The sequence below is a fragment of the Pseudooceanicola sp. genome (assembly GCF_029213205.1).
GTDB lineage: Bacteria > Pseudomonadota > Alphaproteobacteria > Rhodobacterales > Rhodobacteraceae > Pseudooceanicola.
Window position 1 is genome coordinate 1 of sequence record NZ_JARGNH010000033.1, and the last position, 20,773, is coordinate 20,773.

At 63.5% G+C, this 20,773-nt stretch carries 19 protein-coding genes, 1 tRNA gene and 3 pseudogenes; 13 read left to right on the plus strand and 10 right to left on the minus strand.

The features are described from left to right. Positions 1-192: 192 nt before the first annotated feature. Entirely contained in the window at positions 193-528 is a 336-nt protein-coding gene (locus tag P1U48_RS16445; RefSeq protein ID WP_301070246.1) for a TIGR02300 family protein, read from the minus strand. A gap of 113 nt (positions 529-641) precedes the next feature. Here P1U48_RS16445 and P1U48_RS16450 point away from each other — a divergent pair, with 113 nt between their 5' ends. The 3 genes from P1U48_RS16450 to P1U48_RS16460 all read left to right on the plus strand — a co-directional run bounded on the left by P1U48_RS16450 (position 642) and on the right by P1U48_RS16460 (position 4,079). Continuing rightward, entirely contained in the window at positions 642-1,334 is a 693-nt protein-coding gene (locus P1U48_RS16450) for a SprT family zinc-dependent metalloprotease (RefSeq protein WP_301070247.1), read from the plus strand. Between the two features lie 69 nt (positions 1,335-1,403). Then, a complete protein-coding gene (locus P1U48_RS16455) occupies positions 1,404-2,051 on the plus strand; it encodes a GntR family transcriptional regulator (RefSeq protein ID WP_301070248.1) in 648 nt (215 codons plus the stop codon). A 228-nt stretch (positions 2,052-2,279) separates the two neighbouring features. Next, positions 2,280-4,079, plus strand: a complete 1,800-nt coding sequence (locus tag P1U48_RS16460) for a hypothetical protein (protein ID WP_301070249.1) — start codon at positions 2,280-2,282, stop codon at positions 4,077-4,079. Positions 4,080-4,085: 6 nt separating this feature from the next. Here the strand turns inward: P1U48_RS16460 and P1U48_RS16465 are convergent, their stop codons facing one another. Continuing rightward, positions 4,086-5,048 carry an acetyl-CoA carboxylase carboxyltransferase subunit alpha gene (locus P1U48_RS16465; protein ID WP_301070250.1) on the minus strand — a complete coding sequence of 321 codons (963 nt, stop codon included), beginning with the start codon at positions 5,046-5,048 and terminating at the stop codon, positions 4,086-4,088. Between the two features lie 148 nt (positions 5,049-5,196). Between P1U48_RS16465 and P1U48_RS16470 the strand changes: the two are divergent. The 3 genes and pseudogenes from P1U48_RS16470 to P1U48_RS16480 form a co-directional block, all read left to right on the plus strand. Beyond that, positions 5,197-5,438 (plus strand): annotated as a pseudogene (locus P1U48_RS16470) (transposase); the annotation flags it as partial. Then, a pseudogene (locus P1U48_RS16475) lies at positions 5,422-6,000 on the plus strand (helix-turn-helix domain-containing protein); the annotation flags it as partial. The pseudogenes P1U48_RS16470 and P1U48_RS16475, both read left to right, overlap by 17 nt. 292 nt (positions 6,001-6,292) lie before the next feature. Continuing rightward, on the plus strand, positions 6,293-7,459 hold the full coding sequence (locus P1U48_RS16480; RefSeq protein ID WP_301070251.1) for a nucleotide sugar dehydrogenase: 1,167 nt from the start codon (positions 6,293-6,295) through the stop codon (positions 7,457-7,459). On the opposite strand, the gene P1U48_RS16485 is transcribed toward P1U48_RS16480, so the two are convergent. Next, positions 7,431-7,967, minus strand: a complete 537-nt coding sequence (locus P1U48_RS16485) for a GNAT family N-acetyltransferase (protein ID WP_301070252.1) — start codon at positions 7,965-7,967, stop codon at positions 7,431-7,433. The genes P1U48_RS16480 and P1U48_RS16485 overlap by 29 nt on opposite strands. Next, the gene (locus tag P1U48_RS16490; protein ID WP_301070253.1) at positions 7,964-8,752 is read right to left on the minus strand and encodes an SDR family oxidoreductase; all 789 of its coding nucleotides are present in this window, start codon (positions 8,750-8,752) and stop codon (positions 7,964-7,966) included. The genes P1U48_RS16485 and P1U48_RS16490 overlap by 4 nt, the downstream gene beginning before the upstream one ends. A 217-nt stretch (positions 8,753-8,969) precedes the next feature. On the opposite strand from P1U48_RS16490, the gene P1U48_RS16495 reads away from it, so the two are divergent. Both P1U48_RS16495 and P1U48_RS16500 read left to right on the plus strand, forming a co-directional pair. Then, positions 8,970-10,067: a fatty acid desaturase gene (locus P1U48_RS16495; RefSeq protein ID WP_301070254.1), complete on the plus strand. Its 1,098-nt coding sequence runs from the start codon at positions 8,970-8,972 to the stop codon at positions 10,065-10,067. A 107-nt stretch (positions 10,068-10,174) separates the two neighbouring features. Further along, positions 10,175-11,554: an aspartate aminotransferase family protein gene (locus P1U48_RS16500; RefSeq protein WP_301070255.1), complete on the plus strand. Its 1,380-nt coding sequence runs from the start codon at positions 10,175-10,177 to the stop codon at positions 11,552-11,554. Between the two features lie 199 nt (positions 11,555-11,753). On the opposite strand, the pseudogene P1U48_RS16505 reads toward P1U48_RS16500, so the two are convergent. Next, positions 11,754-12,480: pseudogene (locus tag P1U48_RS16505) on the minus strand (ATP-binding cassette domain-containing protein). Between the two features lie 239 nt (positions 12,481-12,719). Between P1U48_RS16505 and P1U48_RS16515 the strand changes: the two are divergent. After that, positions 12,720-13,160: a hypothetical protein gene (locus tag P1U48_RS16515; RefSeq protein WP_301070264.1), complete on the plus strand. Its 441-nt coding sequence runs from the start codon at positions 12,720-12,722 to the stop codon at positions 13,158-13,160. A 310-nt stretch (positions 13,161-13,470) separates the two neighbouring features. Here the strand turns inward: P1U48_RS16515 and P1U48_RS16520 are convergent, their stop codons facing one another. The 5 genes from P1U48_RS16520 to tsaD are packed head-to-tail and all read right to left on the minus strand — an operon-like array spanning position 13,471 to position 16,655. Then, the gene (locus P1U48_RS16520; protein ID WP_301070256.1) at positions 13,471-13,866 is read right to left on the minus strand and encodes a DUF1761 domain-containing protein; all 396 of its coding nucleotides are present in this window, start codon (positions 13,864-13,866) and stop codon (positions 13,471-13,473) included. A gap of 48 nt (positions 13,867-13,914) precedes the next feature. After that, positions 13,915-14,334: an EVE domain-containing protein gene (locus P1U48_RS16525; RefSeq protein WP_301070257.1), complete on the minus strand. Its 420-nt coding sequence runs from the start codon at positions 14,332-14,334 to the stop codon at positions 13,915-13,917. Next, positions 14,334-14,606, minus strand: coding sequence for a YciI family protein (locus P1U48_RS16530; protein ID WP_301070258.1), 273 nt, complete (start codon positions 14,604-14,606; stop codon positions 14,334-14,336). Before P1U48_RS16530 ends, P1U48_RS16525 begins: the two co-directional genes overlap by 1 nt. A 1-nt stretch (position 14,607) precedes the next feature. After that, positions 14,608-15,567, minus strand: a complete 960-nt coding sequence (locus P1U48_RS16535; protein ID WP_301070259.1) for an NAD(P)H-dependent glycerol-3-phosphate dehydrogenase — start codon at positions 15,565-15,567, stop codon at positions 14,608-14,610. Then, a complete protein-coding gene (gene tsaD, locus P1U48_RS16540) occupies positions 15,564-16,655 on the minus strand; it encodes a tRNA (adenosine(37)-N6)-threonylcarbamoyltransferase complex transferase subunit TsaD (protein ID WP_301070260.1) in 1,092 nt (363 codons plus the stop codon). The genes P1U48_RS16535 and tsaD overlap by 4 nt, the downstream gene beginning before the upstream one ends. Positions 16,656-16,727: 72 nt before the next feature. Between tsaD and P1U48_RS16545 the strand changes: the two genes are divergently transcribed. From P1U48_RS16545 to P1U48_RS16560, 4 genes are all read left to right on the plus strand, one after another. Continuing rightward, entirely contained in the window at positions 16,728-17,453 is a 726-nt protein-coding gene (locus P1U48_RS16545) for a uroporphyrinogen-III synthase (protein ID WP_301070261.1), read from the plus strand. Positions 17,454-17,500: 47 nt separating this feature from the next. Then, on the plus strand, positions 17,501-18,745 hold the full coding sequence (locus P1U48_RS16550) for a hypothetical protein (protein WP_301070262.1): 1,245 nt from the start codon (positions 17,501-17,503) through the stop codon (positions 18,743-18,745). A gap of 61 nt (positions 18,746-18,806) precedes the next feature. Then, positions 18,807-20,348 (plus strand): heme biosynthesis HemY N-terminal domain-containing protein, encoded by a 1,542-nt coding sequence (locus P1U48_RS16555; RefSeq protein WP_301070263.1) that lies wholly within the window; start codon positions 18,807-18,809, stop codon positions 20,346-20,348. A gap of 197 nt (positions 20,349-20,545) precedes the next feature. Then, positions 20,546-20,621, plus strand: a tRNA-Thr gene (locus P1U48_RS16560). The last annotated feature ends 152 nt before the right edge of the window (positions 20,622-20,773 follow it).

Sequence of the window (20,773 nt, forward strand, 5' to 3'; positions counted from 1 at the left end):
CCCCTGACCTCTTGCATGCCATGCAAGCGCTCTCCCAGCTGAGCTAAGGCCCCATCACCGGGCCATCTGGCCCGTCGCGGTTATCTAGTGAAGGACGGATGCGGGATCAAGCCCAAAAACCGTCGTCTTCATATGCAAACGCCGCCCTGAGGGGCGGCGTTGCGGAATCGAATTCAGGCCGGTGAATGGCGATCAGTCATCGTTATCGTCACTGGCGACATCGGCGATGTCATCCAGCGAAACAGTATCTTCGTCATCGTCATCTTCCAGCAGATCGTCGCCCAGATCGACATCGACATCCTCGTCGTCGTCATCATCCAGAACCTGACCTTCGTCGTCAGTGTTTTTGACGCGCAGTTTCTTGGTCTCGGCATCTTCGGCATCCGCAGCGATGGTCCGACCACGCGCCACATCAATCGTCACCACTTCACCCGTGTAAGGGCTGACAATCGGATTGGCGTTCAGGTCGTAGAAACGCTTACCCGTCGTTGGGCATATGCGCTTGGTGCCCCATTCTTCTTTGGGCATAGAAATCCCTTTCTGACGTGTCTTCTCTTGTCGACGGTCCGCGCCACCTGCCATAACCCGCTGAGGCTGTCAAAGCCTTTCCTGAACGCGGCCAGTCTGGGGAACCAAGCGATATGGGGCAGCACATCCTGCCGGGCACCCCCCCGGTGGAAGTGAACCTGAAACGATCCGCCCGTGCGCGGCGGATCAGTCTGCGGGTCTCAGGCGTCGACGGGCGGGTCACGCTGACCCTGCCGCGCGGCGTCAGCGACCGCGAAGGGCTGGCCTTTGCGCGCGAAAAAGCCAGCTGGCTGCGCGGCCATCTGGACCAGCGCGCGCCAGAGGTCACAGTCGCAATTGGCGCCACCATCCCGGTTGAGGGCATCCACCGTGCGATTTGCGCCGCCCCCGGGCGCGGGGTGCGGCTGACCGAAAACGAGTTGCTGGTCGCCGGAGCGCCGGACAGCGCCGCACGGCGCATCCAGGCCTATCTGCGCGAATTGGCCCGTGACCGGCTGGCCAGCGCCTCGGACCGGCATGCCGCCGCGCTGGGGCGCGACTATGCCCGGCTGACGTTGCGTGACACCCGGTCGCGCTGGGGGTCCTGCACCGCCGACGGCGGCTTGATGTATTCCTGGCGGCTGATCCTGGCCCCGGCCGAAGTGCTGGATTACGTCGCGGCGCATGAGGTGGCACATCTGGCCGAGATGAACCATTCGCGGGCCTTCTGGGCACTGGTCGAACAGCTCTATGGCCCCTATGCCGCGCCGCGCCAATGGCTGCGCGACCACGGTGCCGGTCTGCATGGCTATCGCTTCGACGGCTGACCCCACCAAAACCGCCCACAGGCCAGAACCCCGATTGACGCCCCGGAGATTTGTGATCACAGTCGGGCCATGTTGATCAATCCACGCCCCGATCCGTCGCCCTCTGCCCATGACCGGGTGTATCGCGGTCTGCGCAGCCGCATCATGCATGGCGAAATCGCGCCGGGCCATCCGCTGACTCTGCGCGGCATCGGCACCGAATACGGCGTGTCGATGACCCCGGCGCGCGAAGCGATCCGGAGGCTGGTGGCCGAAGGCGCGCTGACCCTCTCGGCCTCGGGCCGGGTCGCCACTCCGGATCTGTCCAACGAACGGATCGAGGAGCTGGCCGCCCTGCGCGCCCTGATCGAGGTTGAACTGGCCAGCCGTGCCCTGCCCCGTGCCCATCTGGCGCTGATCGACCGGTTACAGACAATCAACTCCAGCATTGGTGAAATGGTGGCCCGGCATGACCCGGTTGGCTATCTGCGCACCAATCTGGAATTCCACCGCACCCTCTATCTGCGCGCCCAGGCGCCGGCGATGCTGGCGATGGCGGAAACCGTCTGGCTGCAACTCGGCCCGACCATGGCCAAGCTTTATGGCCGCGCCCAGCGCCGCGAGGCACCGCATTATCACCGCCATATCATCGCCGCGCTGAAGGCCGGGGATGAGCCCGGCCTGCGGCTGGCGGTGCGCTCGGACGTGACCCAGGGGCTGCGGATGCTGGTGTCGTGAGCGGGCTGACACTCTCGGGTTTTCGCGGTTCCGTCTGTCTCCGCGCCGTGCGGCTGGGCCCGCATCACCGGGCCTGGCCTATCGGCCCAGCTTTCCCGGCCCGGCGCTGACCGCCCCGGTCCCGCTCTGCCCGGGAAAGACTCACCCAAAGGTTGATCCAAACCCGGGGCTGCGGCATCCTCAACGGGAGGATCCGGGTCCTGCGCCCCGTCGATAGGGTCATTCCAGATGAACAGCTCCACCCCGCCCGCAGCGCCCGAAGGCCATGGGTCGCCCTATACCGCCATCGTGCATTTCCATGGCATGGGCAGCCAGCGCCGGTACGAAGAACCCTGTCGGCTGGTCGATTCCATCGACCGCTACCTCAGCCACGCCTTTCACGACCGGGACCAGAACCTAGGCCGCCTGGTCGGGATCAAGCCGGTGCAGGAACCGCACCGTCAGCGCGAGGGCGAGGTGGTGACCTATATCCGAACCGAACATCTGCGTGGCCGAGGCCAGCAGGCCGGTGGCGGCGAGGTCCGGGTCTATGAATGCTATTGGGCACCGGCAATGGCCGGATCACGTTCGCCCATCGGCATCGCCAAATGGATGGTCGCGCAGGTGCTGCGCCCGATCTATTCGATGCTGACCCCCTGGTGGGAACGCCGCCGGTTGCGCGAGTCGATGCTGCTGGAATTGCGCCAATGCCCCCAGAACTGGCCCGAGGGCGTGACCGACGGCGATTTCGATCGGATGCTGCGCCTCTATGCCCGGTTCATGCGGGTCCGTGAGGTGCGCGAACAGGGGCGTGGCTATTACCGCCACTTCTCGGCGCTGATCGCCCGTGGCCTCAAGGCGCATCCCGAAGTCGAGGCGCGGATGCAGCGTCTGGCCCGGGCCTGGTGGTGGCACGCGGTGTGGATCGAACTGCGCAATGCCTTTGTGCTGATCACCCTGTTGCTGCTGTTGCTGCTATCGGCGGGTGGTATCGTCTGGTCGATCCTTCGCTTGCTTGACCTCTTTGCCGCGTCAGCCAGTGGCGGCGGCCCGCTGGGCACCATCGCCAGCCTCCTCGGCGACCGGATCAAGCCGACCCTGGGCACCGCCCTCACCCTTGCCGCCAGCCTCGCCTCGCTGATCGGTGTCAGCCGGTTTCTGAACGAGTCGATGGGCGATGTGCAGGCCTGGGCGACCTATGCGGAAACCGACACGATGTTTGAGCGGCGGCATCAGGTGCTGGATATGGGATCGGATATCATCCGCCATGTGCTGGCGGATCCGGCCTGCACCCAGGCGCTGATCAGCAGCCATTCATTGGGCACATCGGTGGCCTATGACACCCTGTCGGCGCTGTCATTGCACAACCGCGCCCACAACCGTGCCGATCCGATCTCGGGGCCGGTGCCGCTCGACAAGATCCGGCATTTCGTGACGATGGGCAGCCCGATCGACAAGATCCACTATTTCTTTGGCAGCCAGCGCAGCAAGGTGCATTCCTATATCTCGGTGCTGGAAAATTTCACCATCAACACCGGCGCGGTGCCGTTCGCGCGCAACCGCAAACCGCATCTGCATTGGGTGAATTACTGGGACGATGCCGACCTGATCGCCGGGGCGCTGCATTCCCCGGTTGGCCAGGGCGATGGCGCCATGGGCGTCGATGACGTGCATGTGCAGAACTATGGCTTTCCGGCGCCGGGCAAATCGCACAATGCCTATTTCCACAACCGCGATGTGATCGGTGGCCTGTTCCGCATGGCCTGGCTGAACCAGGCCAGCTACGGCAACCTGCCGCTGCTGGCGAACCATGGTGGCTATGATTATGCCAGCGCCCGGCTGGGGCCGGGCCTGCCCAGCGGCCAGCGTCGAGGCTGGACCCTGCTGGCCCTGGCACTACCCTGGCTGGGGCTGACGGCGCTTGGCGCGCGGGTGGCGGGAGCACCGCAAACGGCGGTGACCCTCGGCCTGGCCGCCGGGCTCGGGCTGGCACTGCTGGTCATCGCCTGGATCGCCAGCCTTTGGCGCGGCAATCTGAAACCGCTTTAGCCGGGGTCAGGCCGCAAGCCCGCGCGAGCCCATGTCGAGGAACTTCTTGCGCCGGTCCTCGATCAACCGTTGCGGGGACATATTGTGCATCTGCCCCAGCATCTCGTCGATCGCCTTGCCGACCGAGGCAATGGTCGTCGCACTGTCGCGATGCGCCCCGCCGACAGGTTCGGCGATGATCTGGTCGATCACCGCCAGCTGCTTCAGATCCTGCGCGGTCAGCCGCAGCGCCTCGGCCGCCTCACGCATTTTTTCGGCATCCTTCCACAGGATCGAAGCACAGCCCTCGGGCGAAATCACCGAATAGATCGAATGTTCCAGCATCGCCACGCGGTTCGCCGTGGCAAAGGCCACGGCTCCGCCTGATCCGCCCTCGCCGATCACCACCGACACCACCGGCACCCCGATCTGCAGCGATTTTTCCGTGGTCCGGGCAATCGCCTCGGACTGGCCGCGCTCTTCGGCCCCCTTGCCGGGATAGGCGCCGGGAGTGTCGACCAGCGTCACCACCGGCAGGCCGAACTTGCCCGCCATCTCCATCAGCCGGATCGCCTTGCGATAGCCTTCGGGCCGGGCCATGCCAAAGTTGCGTTCGATGCGCGATTTGGTGTCATTGCCCTTTTCATGGGCGATCACCATCACCGGCATGTCATTGAACCGCGCCAGCCCGCCCATCACCGCGTGATCGTCGGCAAAATTCCGATCCCCGGCCAGGGGCGTGTATTCCTGAAACAGCGCTTCGATGTAATCCTTGCCATGCGGGCGGTCGGGATGCCGGGCAACCTGACATTTGCGCCAGGGCGACAGCTCTTTATAGAGCTTGGCCAGCATATCCGTCGCCTTCTTGTCCAGCGCCGCCGCTTCGGCTTCGACATCGGCCTCGGGGTTTTGCCGCACCATGGCGCGCAATTCCTCAGCCTTGCCTTCGATCTCGGCAAGCGGACGTTCGAAGTCGAGGTAATTGGTCATCCGGGACCTCCTATACATCTGCATGTTATATGCAGGGGCAGGAAGGACGATGCAACTGCGCAAGATTTGTCGGATCGAAGATGGCCAGGTCATGTTGACAAAAGGAATTCGCATCGCAGTGCAGGCATGATTCAAGCTGGTATCTGCGATGGAGACCAACCTGGCACGAGACCTTGTGCCGGATGAGGCATGGGCGTTCTTTGCACGGTTTATCCTGGTCGCCCGTGCGCCGAACGGGCGCAAACCGTTCAACCACCGCCTTGTTCCTGATGGGATTTTCTGGATCGCGCGCCGTGGCGTGACCTGCCTGAAGAATTCGGCAAGGGGTCGAGCGTCTACCGGCCGTTCCGACGCTGGACGCTGGCGGGGCTGTGCGAGGACATCATGGACGATCAAGGTCAAGGATCTGCGCCGAGAGGCCCATGATCCGAAGGAGGTCATGGCCGAGCAGACCCTCGAACTGCGGCCGCTCCAAAAAGCATAATTGCGGATGGCGACGACGACGAGTGAGGTATCTATTACCCGGCAGTCGCTGCTTGCAGCGGTGAGAGGGCGCATCTGAGAAGCTGGAAATCATCCGCCTGGTCGAACAGTCCCATTTGCCGACCAGGCCACGCTGGACAGGCTCGGCATCCCCAGACCCACCTTCTATCGTTGCTATGACCGGTATCTGTCCGGTGGGCCGGAAGCGCTTGAGGAGTGCAGCCCGAGGCCGTCGCGGGTCTGGAACCGCATCCCGGAGCCAGTGCGCGAGAAGATCAAAGACCTGGCCCTGAAGGAAAGCGATCTGTCACCGCGCGAGTTGGCCGTGCAGTTCACTGTCACCGAAAAGTATTTTGTGTCAGAGGCTTCCGTGTATCGCATCCTGAAGTCCTACGATCTGATCACCAGCCCGGCCTATGTGGTTCTGTCGGTAGCCGACGAGTCCCAGGACAAGACGACCCGGCCAAACCATCCTGCAACAACGAGGAAGGAACAAACGAAACGCCATCGAAACGCGACGCTTGCTTCACCGAAATTCCGCCGCACAATCAAACCAACCAGATGAGACAGACCCTCTCTTGGCTCTGGCCGACAATTGGCCCAAAACATCTGACGACGGACAATCACGCCAGCCCGGGCGGCGGCTGTTGCCGAACAGACTGGCAATCGGCATCGCATTGCGCGATAGACAGGACGTGGATCTGGTCCCCTGATCTGGGGGTGCGCGCGGCTTTGGCGGCGGATAGATACAGGGATATGCCATGAAAATCGCGGTCGCCGGTATCGGCTATGTCGGGCTTTCGGTTTCGGTTCTTCTGGCGCAGCGGCATGAGGTGGTGGCGCTGGATCTCTCCGAAGACCGGGTGAATGCGCTCAACGACCGCCGCAGCCCGATCGCCGACCCCGAGATCGAACATTACCTCGCCAGCGTGCCGCTGCGGCTGAGCGCGACGCTGTCGCCCGAGACCGCCTATAGCGGCGCCGATTTCATCATCGTTTCGACGCCGACCAATTACGATCCGGTCAGCAACCATTTCGATACCACCTCGGTCGAGGCGGTGATCGCGGATGTGAACCGGATCAATCCGGCCGCGACCATCGTGATTAAATCGACGATTCCAGTGGGATTCTGCGCCGAGATCCGCCAGCGGCTGAGCTGTGACAATGTCATCTTCAGCCCTGAGTTCCTGCGCGAGGGCAAGGCGCTCTATGACAACCTGCACCCGTCGCGAATCGTGGTCGGCGAGGACAGCGAGCGGGCCCGGGTTTTTGCCGGATTGCTGCGCGAAGGCGCGCTGAGCGAGGACGTGCCGATGCTGTTCACCGGCAGTTCCGAGGCCGAGGCGATCAAGCTGTTTGCCAACACCTACCTTGCGATGCGGGTGGCCTATTTCAACGAGCTGGACAGCTATGCACTCAGCCATGGGTTGAGCTCGCGCGAGATCATCGACGGCATCGGGTATGATCCGCGGATCGGGTCGAATTACAACAATCCATCATTCGGATATGGTGGGTATTGCCTGCCCAAGGACACCAAGCAATTGCTGGCCAATTACACCGAGGTGCCGCAGGTGCTGATCCAGGCGATTGTCGATGCGAACCGAACCCGCAAGGATTTCATTGCCGAAAGGGTGGTCGCAATGCAGCCTCGGGTGGTCGGCATTCACCGTCTTGTGATGAAGGCAGGGTCGGATAATTTCCGGCAAAGCTCAATTCAGGGAATCATGAAACGGATCAAGGCCAAGGGGATCGAGGTGATCGTCTATGAGCCGGCTCTGGAGGCGGACACGTACTACAATTCCCGGGTCGTCCGCGACCTTGAGGCGTTCAAGGCCGCGGCTGACGTGATCGTTGCCAATCGGCGCACCGATGATCTGGCGGATGTGGCGGAAAAAGTCTTTACGCGCGATTTATTTGGGTCCGACTGACCGCTGGTCGCCGAATCATCCCAATTGAAAGACTGCCGTCGGGGTTCTGATGCTGAGATCCGGGCACCAGATCGAAGCCGTAGCGTACCAGTAATCCGAATGAGTGACGATCCTCACGCAGGTTGACGCACATCTCGGTGCCGCGCCTGTCCGCCTCTTCCGTCAGATAGGCAATCAATTGGGTGCCGACACCGCGTCCGACCGCCTCAAGCATCACAGCGATCGAGATTTCGGGGATCCGCTCCCCGGCAGAGAACACCGGCTCTTCATCCGGCGCAAGCTGGCGGATCCAGGCGGCCCCGAGGAACGCGCCGTCCGGGTCATAGGCGAGAAAACCGAATTCGCCGTCGCCGGGCCAATCCTTGAGGTGGCTTGCCACATAGGGCAGCGCCCGGGCCGCCGAGACGCTGCCCTCATAGGCAGCGACGGATAGGGTTTGCCACAAAGCAATGATATCGCAAGCGGTCGCCTCGCGGATCGTGATTTCTTTGGGATTAGGGTTGGTCATTTGTCTATTGACCCTCCGATTTCTGCGTTCACGATGCCGCCATCGACGGTCAGGGTGTTGCCAATCACATAGTCACCAGAGCGGGCTGCCAGATAGATCGCGGCAGCGGCGATATCCTCGGGGTTGCCGATCCGTCGGGCGGGAATACGTTTGCCGACGTCTTCGGCGTGGTCACGGGCCGCCTGATTCATTTCAGAGGCAAAGGCGCCAGGTGCAATGGCGGTGACATTGATGTGATCGCTGACCAATTCCGCCGCGACCCGGCGGGTCAGAAAGATCAGCCCGGCCTTGGAGGCATGATAGGCATAGGTGTCCCAGGGATTCAGGCGTTGCCCGTCGATCGAGGCGATGTTGATCACCTTGGCGGGCTGTTCGGCGCTGGCCCGCGCCTTGAGCATTCCGCGCAGTTTCTGCATCATGAAGAACGGCGATTTCAGATTCAGGTCAAGCGAACGATCCCAGCCTTTTTCGGAAAATTCATCAAAGCTTTCGCCCCAGGCGATGCCTGCATTGTTGATCAGGATATCGAGCCCGTCTTCGCGTTCTTTCAACTGGGCGACCAGAGCATCGATTCCGACCAAAGTCGAAACATCGCCGGGAAGCGCAATGCAATTTTCGCCAATCGCTTCGGCGGTGGCAAAGCAGACGTCGGCCTTACGCGAAGTAATATAGACCTTGGCCCCCGAATCGACAAAGGCCTCGGCAAAATGCCTGCCCAAACCGCGCGAGCCGCCGGTGATCAGGGCAACTCGGCCTTTCAGCGAAAACAATGTGGAAATGTCCATAGATTTCTCCTAACTTGCCGTTCACATCACGCGGTCTTCAGTCGAACGCAGATACAACCATAGGTATATCTAGACTAACATCCATTTGGAGGCAATTCTTCTTAGTTTGCGCCGCGCGTCTTGGTTCGTGCCGCGCGGGTGACACCGCTTGTCCGCTATCGTAAGATGGAGGGCTAGGCTGTCGTTGCGGCAAGTCAAACTTCGTTGGAGGTATGAGGTGAAAGACACGATCGAGGACGGGAAAAAAAGCCGGTCACGTATCTCGCCCCAGGCGCGGCGACATATGGAGATGCGGCGCAACGCGGTGTCTGATCACCCTGAGCTGCGCAAGCTGACCGGCACCCAGCCGCTGACGGTCCTGGCGCTGCCGGTGATTCTGGCGGTGCATTGGGGCATGGCCTGGGCGGTGTCGGATGCGCCAATCTGGGTGATCTTCATCGCTGCGTTCTTTGTCGGCCAGATTGCCATTCACGCCGCCGGGTCACTTGCACATGAGACCGCGCACAAGCTGATTTTTTCTGGCGACCGCGCCAAGCTGGGCTTTGACATCGGGCTGGAATGGATCCTATCGTCCTACGGCAAGCAATTGATTTATCAATACGAACACATCAGCAGCCACCATCCTTATATCGGCGATTACGAACGCGATTACGAACACGAAGACATCTGCGCGCTGCAATCGCGGATGATGCTCAGGTCCGAAAATCCGCGCCTTCAGCACCTTTTGACCGGCTTTGTGCTGTTCATCCATCTGCTGCCGCTGGGCACGATCGTGGGCGACGCACTGATCGGCCGGGTCAACAAATGGGCCAGCCATCGGCCGCAGAGCGACCCGGACCGGCATATCGGCGCGATGCAGCCGCCGAAATCGCAGATGCGGCTGTTCATGGTGGTGTCGGCGTTGTCCAACATCACCTTGCTGGCGCTGTTCGGTCCCTGGGCGCTGCTCTATCATCTCTGGGCGTTGTCGCTGTTCCTGGGGAAATTCGGCATCTGGAATCTGGGCCAGTCGCTGTCCGAACATCAGGGCACCGACGAGATAACGCCGACTCGGTCTTACTACGGCTGGCTGAACTGGCTGCTGTTCAACACCGGCTATCACAATGAACACCACACCTTTGCCGGGGTGCCCTGGACCCGGCTGCCGGAATTGCGCCGTCGTGCCCCCGAGGTGTTCAACCACCCAGTCGACAAAAGCTATTTCGGCTATTGGCTGGATCATGTGCGCGGCGATTTCACCGCCAGTCGCGAGAATCCGATGTTGGAGCAGGACAATAGCGCCCGCTGCGCCGGTGAGGCCAGCGCCGCCACCTGATCGGATATCGCGGCGGTCCGAGGTCAAATCGGCGCCGCTGCGGTTGACTCTGTGGGTGATGGCAGGACAACTCGGTTGGACTGTCACGCTTGCGAGAGGGACCGCACATGACCCATCTGCCGAATTCCATCGAGGCGCGGGATGCCCGTGTCCATTTGCACCCCTATACCGATGCCCGCACCCTGGAACGTGACGGTCCGGTGGTGATGGCGCGTGGCGAAGGCGTGCATGTCTGGGATGTGAACGGCAAGAAATACATCGAAGGCATGTCCGGCCTGTGGTCGGTCGGCGTAGGCTTTTCCGAGCCGCGGCTGGTGGCGGCGGCGACCAAGCAAATGGCCGAACTGCCCTATTACCACACCTTCGCGATGCGGTCGCACACACCGGCGGTGGAACTGGCGGAAAAGCTGATCGAGCTGGCGCCGCAGCTCGACCGGCCAATGTCCAAGGTGTTTTTCACCAACTCCGGCTCTGAAGCGAATGACACCGTGGTCAAGATGATTTGGTATCGCGCCAATGCCATGGGCCAGCCGCAACGCAAAAAGATCATTTCGCGGATCAAGGGGTATCACGGCATCACTGTTGCTTCGGCCTCGATGACCGGGCTTCCCGCGAACCATGGCTCGTTCGACCTGCCCTTGCCGGGGTTCCTGCACACCGGCAGCCCGCATCATTGGCGCGAGGCCGAGGCTGGCGAAAGCGAAGAGGCGTTCAGCGCCCGCCGTGCTGCCGAGCTTGAGGCGATGATTCTTGCCGAGGGCCCGGACACCATCGCCGCCTTTATCGGTGAGCCGGTGATGGGCGCCGGCGGCGTGATCGTGCCGCCCAAGGGCTATTGGGCGGCGATCCAGGCGGTGCTGAAGAAATACGATATCCTGTTGATCGCGGATGAGGTGATCAACGGGTTTGGCCGCACCGGCAATATGTGGGGCGTCGAAAGCTTCGGCATGCAGCCGGATATCATGGTGATGTCGAAACAGCTGTCATCCTCTTACCTGCCGATTTCGGCAATCATGCTGAACGACCGGGTGTTCGACCCGATTGCCGATGAAACCAACCGCATCGGCACCTTTGGCCATGGCTTTACCGCAGGCGGTCATCCGGTGGCGGCGGCGGTGGCGCTGGAAAACATCAAGATCATCCAGGAGCGTGACCTGCTGGGCAATGTCCGCGCGGTCGGGCCGGTGATGCAGAAACGTCTTGCGGCGCTGGCCGGGCATCCGCTGATCGGCGAACATCGCGGTGTTGGATTGATCGCGGCGCTGGAACTGGTGACTGACAAATCGGCCAAGGTGGCGCTGGAAAAGCCCGGTGCGCTGGGCGCCAAGGTTGCCGGCCTGATGTTCGAGGGCGGGGTGATCTCACGGGCGATGGGCGACGCGCTGGCCTTCTGCCCGCCAATGATCATCACCGAGGCGCAGGTCAACGAAATGGTCGATGTGGTCGAGGCCGCGCTCGATCAGGCGGCGGCGGAACTGGCGCTCTAGCACCGTCGGGACTCCGGGCTGCTGTGAAAAAATGCGACGTATTGCGTCGCATTTTCATTTTTTACGGCGGGAAACGCGCAAGAACTCGGCGGCCCAGGCGGCACTCGACCTGGCGATCCTCAACGGGCCGAGGCGCTGGACATCCGGGCGCTGCGCGCTTAGCCGCGCAGCCGGGCCAGCCCGGTGGTCATGGCAAAGGTCAACACCGCCACCGCGACGATCGACGGCCCGGCGAGCGTGTCCAGCGCAAAGGCCAGCCAGAGTCCGCCCAGCGTTGCGGCAATCGCCCTCTGTTCGGGCGAGCGCGCCAGGGGCCGGGCGGCGCCTCCGGCTGATCATGATAGTCGCCATGCGGATAAGTATGGTCATGTGTGCCGTCGTCTCCATTCTCATGCGTATGATCATATTCGTGCCGGTAAATCGCCAGCGCACCCCCTGTGCCAGGCCCGAACAGGCCGCGGTATTCCGGGGCCGAGGAGACATGTCCGGGCACGCCCTCACAGCAGACATGACCATTCAGGCAAATCACCCGGTCCGAGGCGCTCATCACCACATGCGGATCGTGCAACAGGGCCCGGGCCAGCAGCACCGGTTGCAATTGCCCCGCTCCCGACAGCGCGGCCAGCGCTTGATCGGTGCCGACTCGATGCGGCAGGTCAAGAAACCGGCGCTGTCATTGGCAAGGTCGGGTCGATATGAAGTACTTGCCGCACATAGCCGATGCGCAGGCCCGGCATGCGGGTGATGCTGCCGGAACTGGCTGGGAAAATCCAGGCCAGCAGCCGCAGCAGCGTCGACTTGCCGGACCCGTTGGGGTTGGCGATGGTCACGATCTCACCAGCGGCTTTGCTGAAATCGACACTGCGCAGCACGATCTGGCGGTTATAGGCGGCGCTTAACCCGTGGGTGGTGATCAGGCGGGTCATCGGGTCACTCCCGGCAAGCGGGGTACAGCCCCTCGGCTTCGACCACCGTGATTTCGATGGCAAAGCCACTGTCGGCGCCAATTGGAGAGGCGGCTGTCGCCTCGGCTACATGGCCACAGCTGCGACAGATCAGGAACGCCGGATCGTGATCGGCATCGGGCAGGGCGCAGCCGATATAGGCGTTTAGCCGCTCGATCCGATGGGCAAAGCCGTGAGCATGCTGCGCAAAGCCGACGGGGGTGTTCCGTGATGTCTTTATATATGATGATCTATCACTTACTAGGCGCCAGCCCAAAGATGGAATTTCAAAGCGCCCGATTCCCCAAATTACTGCCCTGTTCCTTACCCTGGCCTTCGCGTCGCCGCTGCGTACCGATCCGCCGCCGGTGGTTACCGACATCGCCCCGGTTCAGTCGCTGGTGGCGCAGGCGGATGTGGTCTGTCTGTTCGGCGAACCGCAGTTCAACCCAACCCGGGCCCAGGTGGCGGCGCGTGATCTGGGGCTCAAACTCGACACGCTCGACCCGGTTGGCGCCGACCTGGAGCCGGGCGCGGCGCTCTATGGTGAACTGCCGACCGGTCTGGCGGAATGTCTGACCCCGCTGGACGTGGACTTAACAGGGTGCCGAAACAGTCCCTTATCAGGAAGACTGTCCCCGCATCAGGGCTGTTTCGCCTGATCGCGATGCCCTTTGGCGGCTCGACATGTGCCCCGTGGGCCGTCTCTCCGCGTCATGCGGCACGCAACCGGGGGTGGTCTGGCGAGGTGGTTGGCGGCTATTGTCAGGGTGAACCGCGGCCCGCTCGTCTCGTCCGTCCCGCGCATCCTCATCCCGTCGGTGCGGCCCAAAGGGTGAACCATGTTCTCAAAGCCCTGTCGAGGCAGGGCTCGTTCAGCAACCTGTTAGGGAGCAGGTGGGGCGGCGGAGGGTTTTGGTCTGACCGAACCCTCCGTTTTTATTACGTCTGCTTATTGGCCTTCCGCGCGATTCAGAACAGGCCCAGCACCAGACCGATCGCACCACAACCAAAGATCGCATAGCCGCCGTCGATCACCGACAGCACCTTTGGCCGCATTGCATAGGCATAGTTCATTGTGACCCAGGGGGTGATAAAGAACGCGCCGACACCCAGACCCGCGACCAGGGATTGTTTGATCCCGTCGATCCCCGCCATCGCAAAGACATGGCGCATCATGCCGGCGACCAGGATCATGCAGATGCCCGAGACGACGAATGACCAGAAACTGCCGTCGGCCACAGGCTGGCCCTTGTCATCGGTTTCGATCCCCGCCGCTTTCATCCAAGCACCCGCGAATGTCATATACCAGAGCGCTCCGATGCCGAACCCTGCGGCGGCGGAGGCCAGAACTGCCAGATAGCTCATAGTCTTTCTCCAGGTTTGCCTATGCGCCGACTGGGTTACCGGCACAGATCAGGCCAGTGTATCGCCCAATTGGCAGATCACGTGCCATTCCTGTGGTGTCACCGGCTGCACAGAAAGGCGGGTGTTGTGAACCAGCACCATATCGGCCAGCCGTGGGTCGGATTTGCACATGGCCAGGCTCACCGGCTTCACCATCGGTCGGACCGCCTTGATATCCACACATTCCCAGCGGTTGTCATCGGTACTGCTGTCGGGATGCGCCTCGGCGCAGATTTCGACAATGCCGACGATCTCTTTGTCTTTCTGCGAATGATAAAAGAACCCGAGATCGCCGAGCTTCATCTCGCGCATGTGGTTGCGGGCCTGATAATTGCGCACCCCGTCCCATTCCTCGCCCGCCGCGCCACGGGCGACCTGGTCCGACCAGCCCCAGGTCGAGGGTTCGGATTTGAACAGCCAATAGCGCATCAGCCGATGACCTTTTTCCAGGCGATCAGCTCAACCGCAGAAAACAGCCCGGCCTTGGCATAGGGGTCATTGTCGGCCCAATTCTGCGCGGCGGTCCGATCGGCAACGTCGAGGATCACCAGTGATCCGCACATGTCGCCAGCTTCGTCCAGCAGCGGCCCAGCCTGGGCCACCACGCCAGTCGCGTCGATATAGGCCAGATGCGCGGCACGGTTATCCATCCGGACCTGCAGGGCGCCGGGCTTGTCGCGGGCGATCAGGGCAATCAGCATTTCATTCCTCCTTGAGCGGTCGGGACAAAAGCATCCCCAAGGCCTGCTCCATGTCAATCTCTGCGTCGATCAACGCCACCACCACCCTGGTGATCGGCATCTCAACGCCCAGCCGGGCCGAGGCCTCGGCCACCGCGCGTGCCGTCGCCGCGCCCTCGACGGTGATCGCGGCGTCAAAGCCGTCGCCACGGCCCAGAGCCTGACCAAAGCCATAGTTGCGCGACTGCGCGGAGGTGCAGGTCAGCGCCAGGTCGCCCAGTCCCGATAGCCCGGCCAGGGTTTCCGCCCGTGCCCCGCGGGCCAGCGCCAGCCGCAGCATCTCTGCATAGCCCCTGGTCATCACTGCAGCCCGCGCGCTTTCGCCATATCCTGCCCCCATCGCCGCGCCACAGGCAATGGCGATGACGTTCTTCATCGCGCCACCGGTTTCGGCGCCGGTCACATCGTCGCTGCGATAGACCCGCAGATTGGGAGTGGTCAGCAGCCGTTGCAACCGGTTGGCGGCCTCTGGATCAGCGCAGGCCAGGGTCAGCGCGGTTGGCAATCCACGGGCGATATCGGCGGCAAAGCTGGGGCCGGTCAGCAGCGCGATCACCGCCTCCGGCAGCACCTCGGCCAGAACCTGCGCCGGGCCGAGCCCGGTGGCCAGCTCGATCCCCTTGCAGCAGGCGATCAGCGGATGCCCGGTCAGCACCGCCCGATGCGTCGTCGCCATCGCCCGCAGCTGTTGCATCGGCGCGGCCAGCAAGATCGGCACTTCGGTCAGGATGGAGCCTGTTTCTGCGGTCACGTTCAAACCATCGGGCAGGGCGACACCGGGCAGACGAGGGTTTTCACCCTTGGTCTGCATCTGCGCCGCCGCCGCCGGATCCCGCGCCCAGAGCGTGACCGGAACGCCACCCCGGGCAATCGAAACCGCCAGCGCGGTGCCAAAGGCCCCGGCGCCCATAACCGCAATCATGCCTTGGCCCCCTTCTTGCCACCGCCGAGCATCCCGGCCTGGCTCTGATCCAGCGGCCAGCGTGGCCGCGCCATCAATGTCATGTCATCAAGCGCGCCAAGCGTCAGCAATTCCAGCCCGGCATAGGCGATCATCGCCGCATTGTCGGTGCAGAGCGCCAGCGGCGGCGCCAGAAACGCTGCGCCTGCCGCTTCTGCGACCTCTTCCAGCGCGGCGCGGATGGCCTGATTGGCAGCGACGCCGCCAGCCACCGCCAACAGCGGGTCTGCCGGGGCCTTGTCGAGATAGACCGCCAGCGCCCGCCGGGTCTTTTCCGCCAACACATCGACCACTGCGGCCTGAAACCCGGCGCAGAGATCGGCACGGTCGCGGCGGCGCAGGCGGTTGCCCTCCATCACCCCGTCGCGGGTGCGCAGCAAGGCGGTCTTGAGGCCGGAAAAGCTGAAATCGCAGCCGGGCCGGTCGAGCAGCGGGCGCGGAAAGGCAAAGCGGCGCGGATCGCCCAGGGCCGCCTCGGCCTCGACCGCCGGGCCACCGGGCTGCGGCAGCGCCAACAGCCGCGCGGTCTTGTCAAAGGCTTCGCCGGGGGCGTCATCGAGGGTGCCGCCCAACCGGGTAAAGTCCTGCGCGCCGCGCACGATCAGGAACTGGCAATGACCGCCCGAGACCAGCAGCATCAGATAGGGGTAGGTCGCGCCATCGGTCAGGCGCGGGGTCAGCGCATGACCGGCCAGATGGTTCACCCCGATCAGCGGCAATCCGGCCCCGGCGGCGATTCCCTTGGCGCACATCACCCCCGAGAGCACCCCGCCGATCAGCCCCGGCCCGGCGGTCACCGCCACCGCATCAATGTCGCTCAGCTGCATCTCGGCCTGTGACAGGGCCTGCCGCACACAGATATCGAGCTTTTCGGCATGCGCCCGCGCCGCGATTTCCGGCACCACCCCGCCAAATTCGGCATGCAGTTCACCCTGTCCGGCAACCACCGACGACAGGATTCGCGCGGCACCGGGCGCACCGGCGATGACGGCGGCGGCGGTGTCGTCGCAACTGCTTTCCAGCCCCAGTATGACGCGCTCTGCCTTCATCATCCCGTCCGTTGCATCACTGCTGTCTGGCAGGTAACACCCAAGCGTCATGCAAACAACTGCGATACCCCGATGCCGCCGGTGATCCTGCTGACCCGGCCCGCGCCAGATGCGGCGCGATTTGCCGACGCGTTGCGCGCCCGGCTGGGTGAGGTGCGGATTGTGACCTCGCCGGTGATGCAGATTGATCCGGTCGGCGCCCTGCCCGATATGGCGGCAATCGACGGGCTGATCTTTACCTCACGCAATGCCGTGCGGGCCTATGCCGATCTGCATGGTCCGGCACGCCCCTGTTATTGCGTCGGCGCGGCAACGGCGGATCTGGCGCGCGATCTGGGGTTGGAGGCGCGCGCGGCCGAAGGCGATGCCGCCTCTTTGCTGGAAATGATCCTGCGCGACCGGCCCGAAGGGCGCTGGCTGCATCCGCATGGCGTGCATCTGCGTCGAAATCTGGCGGATGAGCTGACTTCTGCCGGAATTCCGACCCGCGGTCAGGTGGTCTATCACCAGGCCGCCCAAACCCTGAACGCTGCGGCGCGGGCCTGCCTCACCGGCAGTGATGCGCTGGTGCTGCCGGTGTTTTCGCCGCGCAGCGCTCAATTGCTGACAGGGGGTGAAACAATTACCGCTCGCCTCTATATCGTGGCGATGAGTCAGGCCGTCGCCGAGGCGATCAGCCCGCTGCCCCGGACAATATGCGTCATTGCCGCGCATCCGGATGCAGACTCTATGTTAGAGTCGGTTGTCAGCCTCTGGCACCGCGCAGCGCGGGTTGAGGGTGACGGGACCGGCGCGTAATGTCGTGTGGCTGCACAGCAGCAAAATAGATTCGAAGGGGTCGCAGCGTGGCGGACAAAAAAGCATCCACTGACACCGAAGCAACCAAAGCGGACGATCTGAACGAGGCCAAGGACGATGCGGCCACGGATGACAGTCTGGCACCGGGCGCGGACGAGCCGCAGGATGCCGCGCCGGGCGATGACGGCGATGAGTCCGACGATCAGATCGACGCCGCGACCGACGACGAACCCGAGGCTGCGCCGGAGGCGGACGCGGAGGATGCCGCCGATGAGCCAGCCGCTGACCCCATTGACGACATCCTGCCACCGGCCCCGGCCCCGGCGCCGGTCAAGCGGCGCGGCGGTTTTCTGCCTGGCTTCCTTGGCGGCTTGATCGCAGCGGCGCTGATCGTCGGCGCGGCCTATGTCTATCTCGGTCAGCAAAGCGGCCAGGATCAAGCGGCGCTTGCGGCCCTGCGCGCCCAGCAGACCGCAACCGGCACCGCGCTGGCCGAACTCCGCGACAGTGTCGAGGCGGGTCCGGATCTGTCACCGGTCGCCGACAAGATCGACGAGGTCGCCGGCCAGATCAATGCGCTGTCGGGCCGGATTGACGCCACCAAAGGCACGGTCGAGGCGCTGAACGCCCGGATCATCGAAATCGAAAAGCGTCCGATCAGCGAGGGCATCTCGGAATCGGCAATTGCCGCTTATGAGGAAGAAGTGAACCGCCTGCGCGCGGCGATGGAAAAACAGCGCGAAGAGGTCGAGGCACTGATCAACGAGGCCAGGCAGATGGAAACCGATGCCAGCGCCACCGCTGAATCGACACTGCGCCGTGCCGCGCTGACCCGGATCTTGTCGGCACTGGACAACGGCACCCCCTACAGCGCCGCGCTGGCCGATCTGCAAGCCGCCGGTCAGCAGGTGCCCGAGGCGCTGGTCACCGCCGCCAGCACCGGTGTCGCGTCGCTGGGTAAATTGCGCGATGCCTATCCTGAGGCGGCGCGCCGCGCCCTGGCTGCGGCGCGGGCCACCGGTGGGGACGACAAGCGTTCGGTCGGGGATTTCCTGCGCGATCTGCTCGGCGCCCGCTCGCTCGAGCCGCGCTCGGGCGACACCGCCGACGCCATCCTGTCACGGGCGGAATCGGCGCTGAAGGCCGGGCGCCTGGGCGACACCCTGGCCGAGCTTGAAGCGCTGCCGGATCAGGCCCGCGCCGAAATGTCCGGATGGATGACCAACGCCAGCACCCGCCAGGCCGCCGTCGCCGCCGCCGAAGACCTGTCCGCCGCGCTGAACGCCGGTTGACCCAAATCTCACCGCTCGGGCCACTGGCCCGGGCCGACGCCAAGTAAGTCAGGATCACCGCATGCTCTGGTCGCTCGTCAAAATCATCCTCTTCGTGCTGATCGTGGCCGTGGCCACCCTGGGCGCCAGTTACCTGCTTGAGATGGACGGCGGGGTGCGCATCGCCTTTGGCGGGACCGAGTTGAACCTGACCCCGCTCAAGGCGGTCATCGCGATGGTGATGATGATCCTCGCGGTCTGGCTGTTCCTCAAGCTGTTCGGCCTGCTGATCGCGGTGCTGAAATTCATCAATGGCGACGAAACCTCGCTGTCGCGCTATTTCGACCGCAATCGCGAACGCAAGGGGTTTCAGGCTCTGCGCGAAGGCATGATTGCCCTGGCCTCCGGTGAGGCGCGGCTGGCGATGGCCAAGGCGACGCGGGCGCAGAAACTGCTCGATTCTCCGGAACTGACCAATCTCGTCACCGCCCAGGCGGCCGAGATGATTGGCGACCGCCGCAAGGCCGAAGAGGCCTACAAGGCCCTGCTGGCCGATGATCGCACCCGCTTTGTCGGGGTGCGCGGGATCATGAAACAAAAGCTGGCCGACGGCGATCTGGAAACCGCGCTGAAGCTGGCGGAAAAGGCCTTTGCCATCAAACCGGCGCACCGCGAGGTGCAGGACACCCTGTTGCAATTGCAGGCCAAGAGTTCGGATTGGAAGGGTGCCCGCGCCACCCTGAACGCCAAGCTGCGCCACGGCGCCATGCCGCGCGATCTTCACCGTCGCCGCGACGCGGTCCTGGCCCTGTCCGAGGCGCGTGGCGTGCTTGAGGAAGGCCATTCGATCGAGGCGCGCGAGGCCGCGATCGAGGCCAACCGGCTCTCGCCCGATCTGGTGCCTGCGGCGGTGATGGCGGCGCGCTCCTATGTCGAACAGGACAAGGCCAAATACGCAGCGCGGGTGCTGAAGAAAGCCTGGGACGTCGCCCCGCATCCCGATCTGGCCGCCGCCTTTGCCGCGATTGACCCGGATGAATCCGCCAGCGCCCGGCTGAAGCGGATGCGGACCCTGACCAAATCGCATCCCGAAGACCGTGAAACCCGTTTGTTGCTGGCCGAGCTGAACATCGCTGCCGAGGATTTCCCAACCGCCCGCCGCGCGCTGGGCGATCTGGCGATCAGCAGCCCGGATGCCCGCAGCCTAACGATCATGGCCGCCATCGAACGCGGCGAAGGCAAGCCCGACGCGGTGGTGCGCGGCTGGCTTATGCGGGCGGTCTCGGCGCCGCGCGGGCCGCAATGGACCTGTGAGAACTGCAACCAGATCCATGCCGAATGGGCCCCGGTCTGCGAAAGCTGCGGCGCCTTTGACTCCCTGGTCTGGCGTGCCGCACCGACCGCCGAACTGACCAGCCTGATGTCGCCACAGATGGTGCCGCTGCTGGTCGGCAAGCTGGAAGAGCCGGTCATCGATCCCGACCCCGAGGACCCCGACGCGCCCGCGCCCAAGCTGCCCGAGGCCATCGAACTGGTCGCCGACGCCGAAATCCTGCCGCCCGAAGACGGCGTGGAAGCTGCGGAAGAGGTGGAGGCAGAAACCACGGCCGATAACAAAAAATAGGTCTTTCCGAGCAGTCCGGGCGATGCTATGCCGCGCCGAACCGGCCAATTGCCGGTCAGAGCGCCGCTGTAGCTCAGCTGGTAGAGCACGTCATTCGTAAGTAGCGGGTCCCCGCGAGAATGACTTGCGAAACCAAAGAGTTCGCGGCACATGAATAGTTCTAGTAGGGCCATAGTAGGGTTCTGCACGAGAAGGATGCCGCTGTAGCTCAGCTGGTAGAGCACGTCATTCGTAATGATGGGGTCGGGGGTTCGAGTCCCTTCAGCGGCACCATCCTTCTCAAGGCTCCATTTCTAACCACGCCAAGATGACGATCTGACGCCTCGATGCGCGCGCCCGCGCGCGTTGGCGCATCAGTCGAGGAGCGCGTGCTAAAGCGTCCCGCCTTTAACCTGCGACATATCCGGCAGCAGTGAAGTAATTCC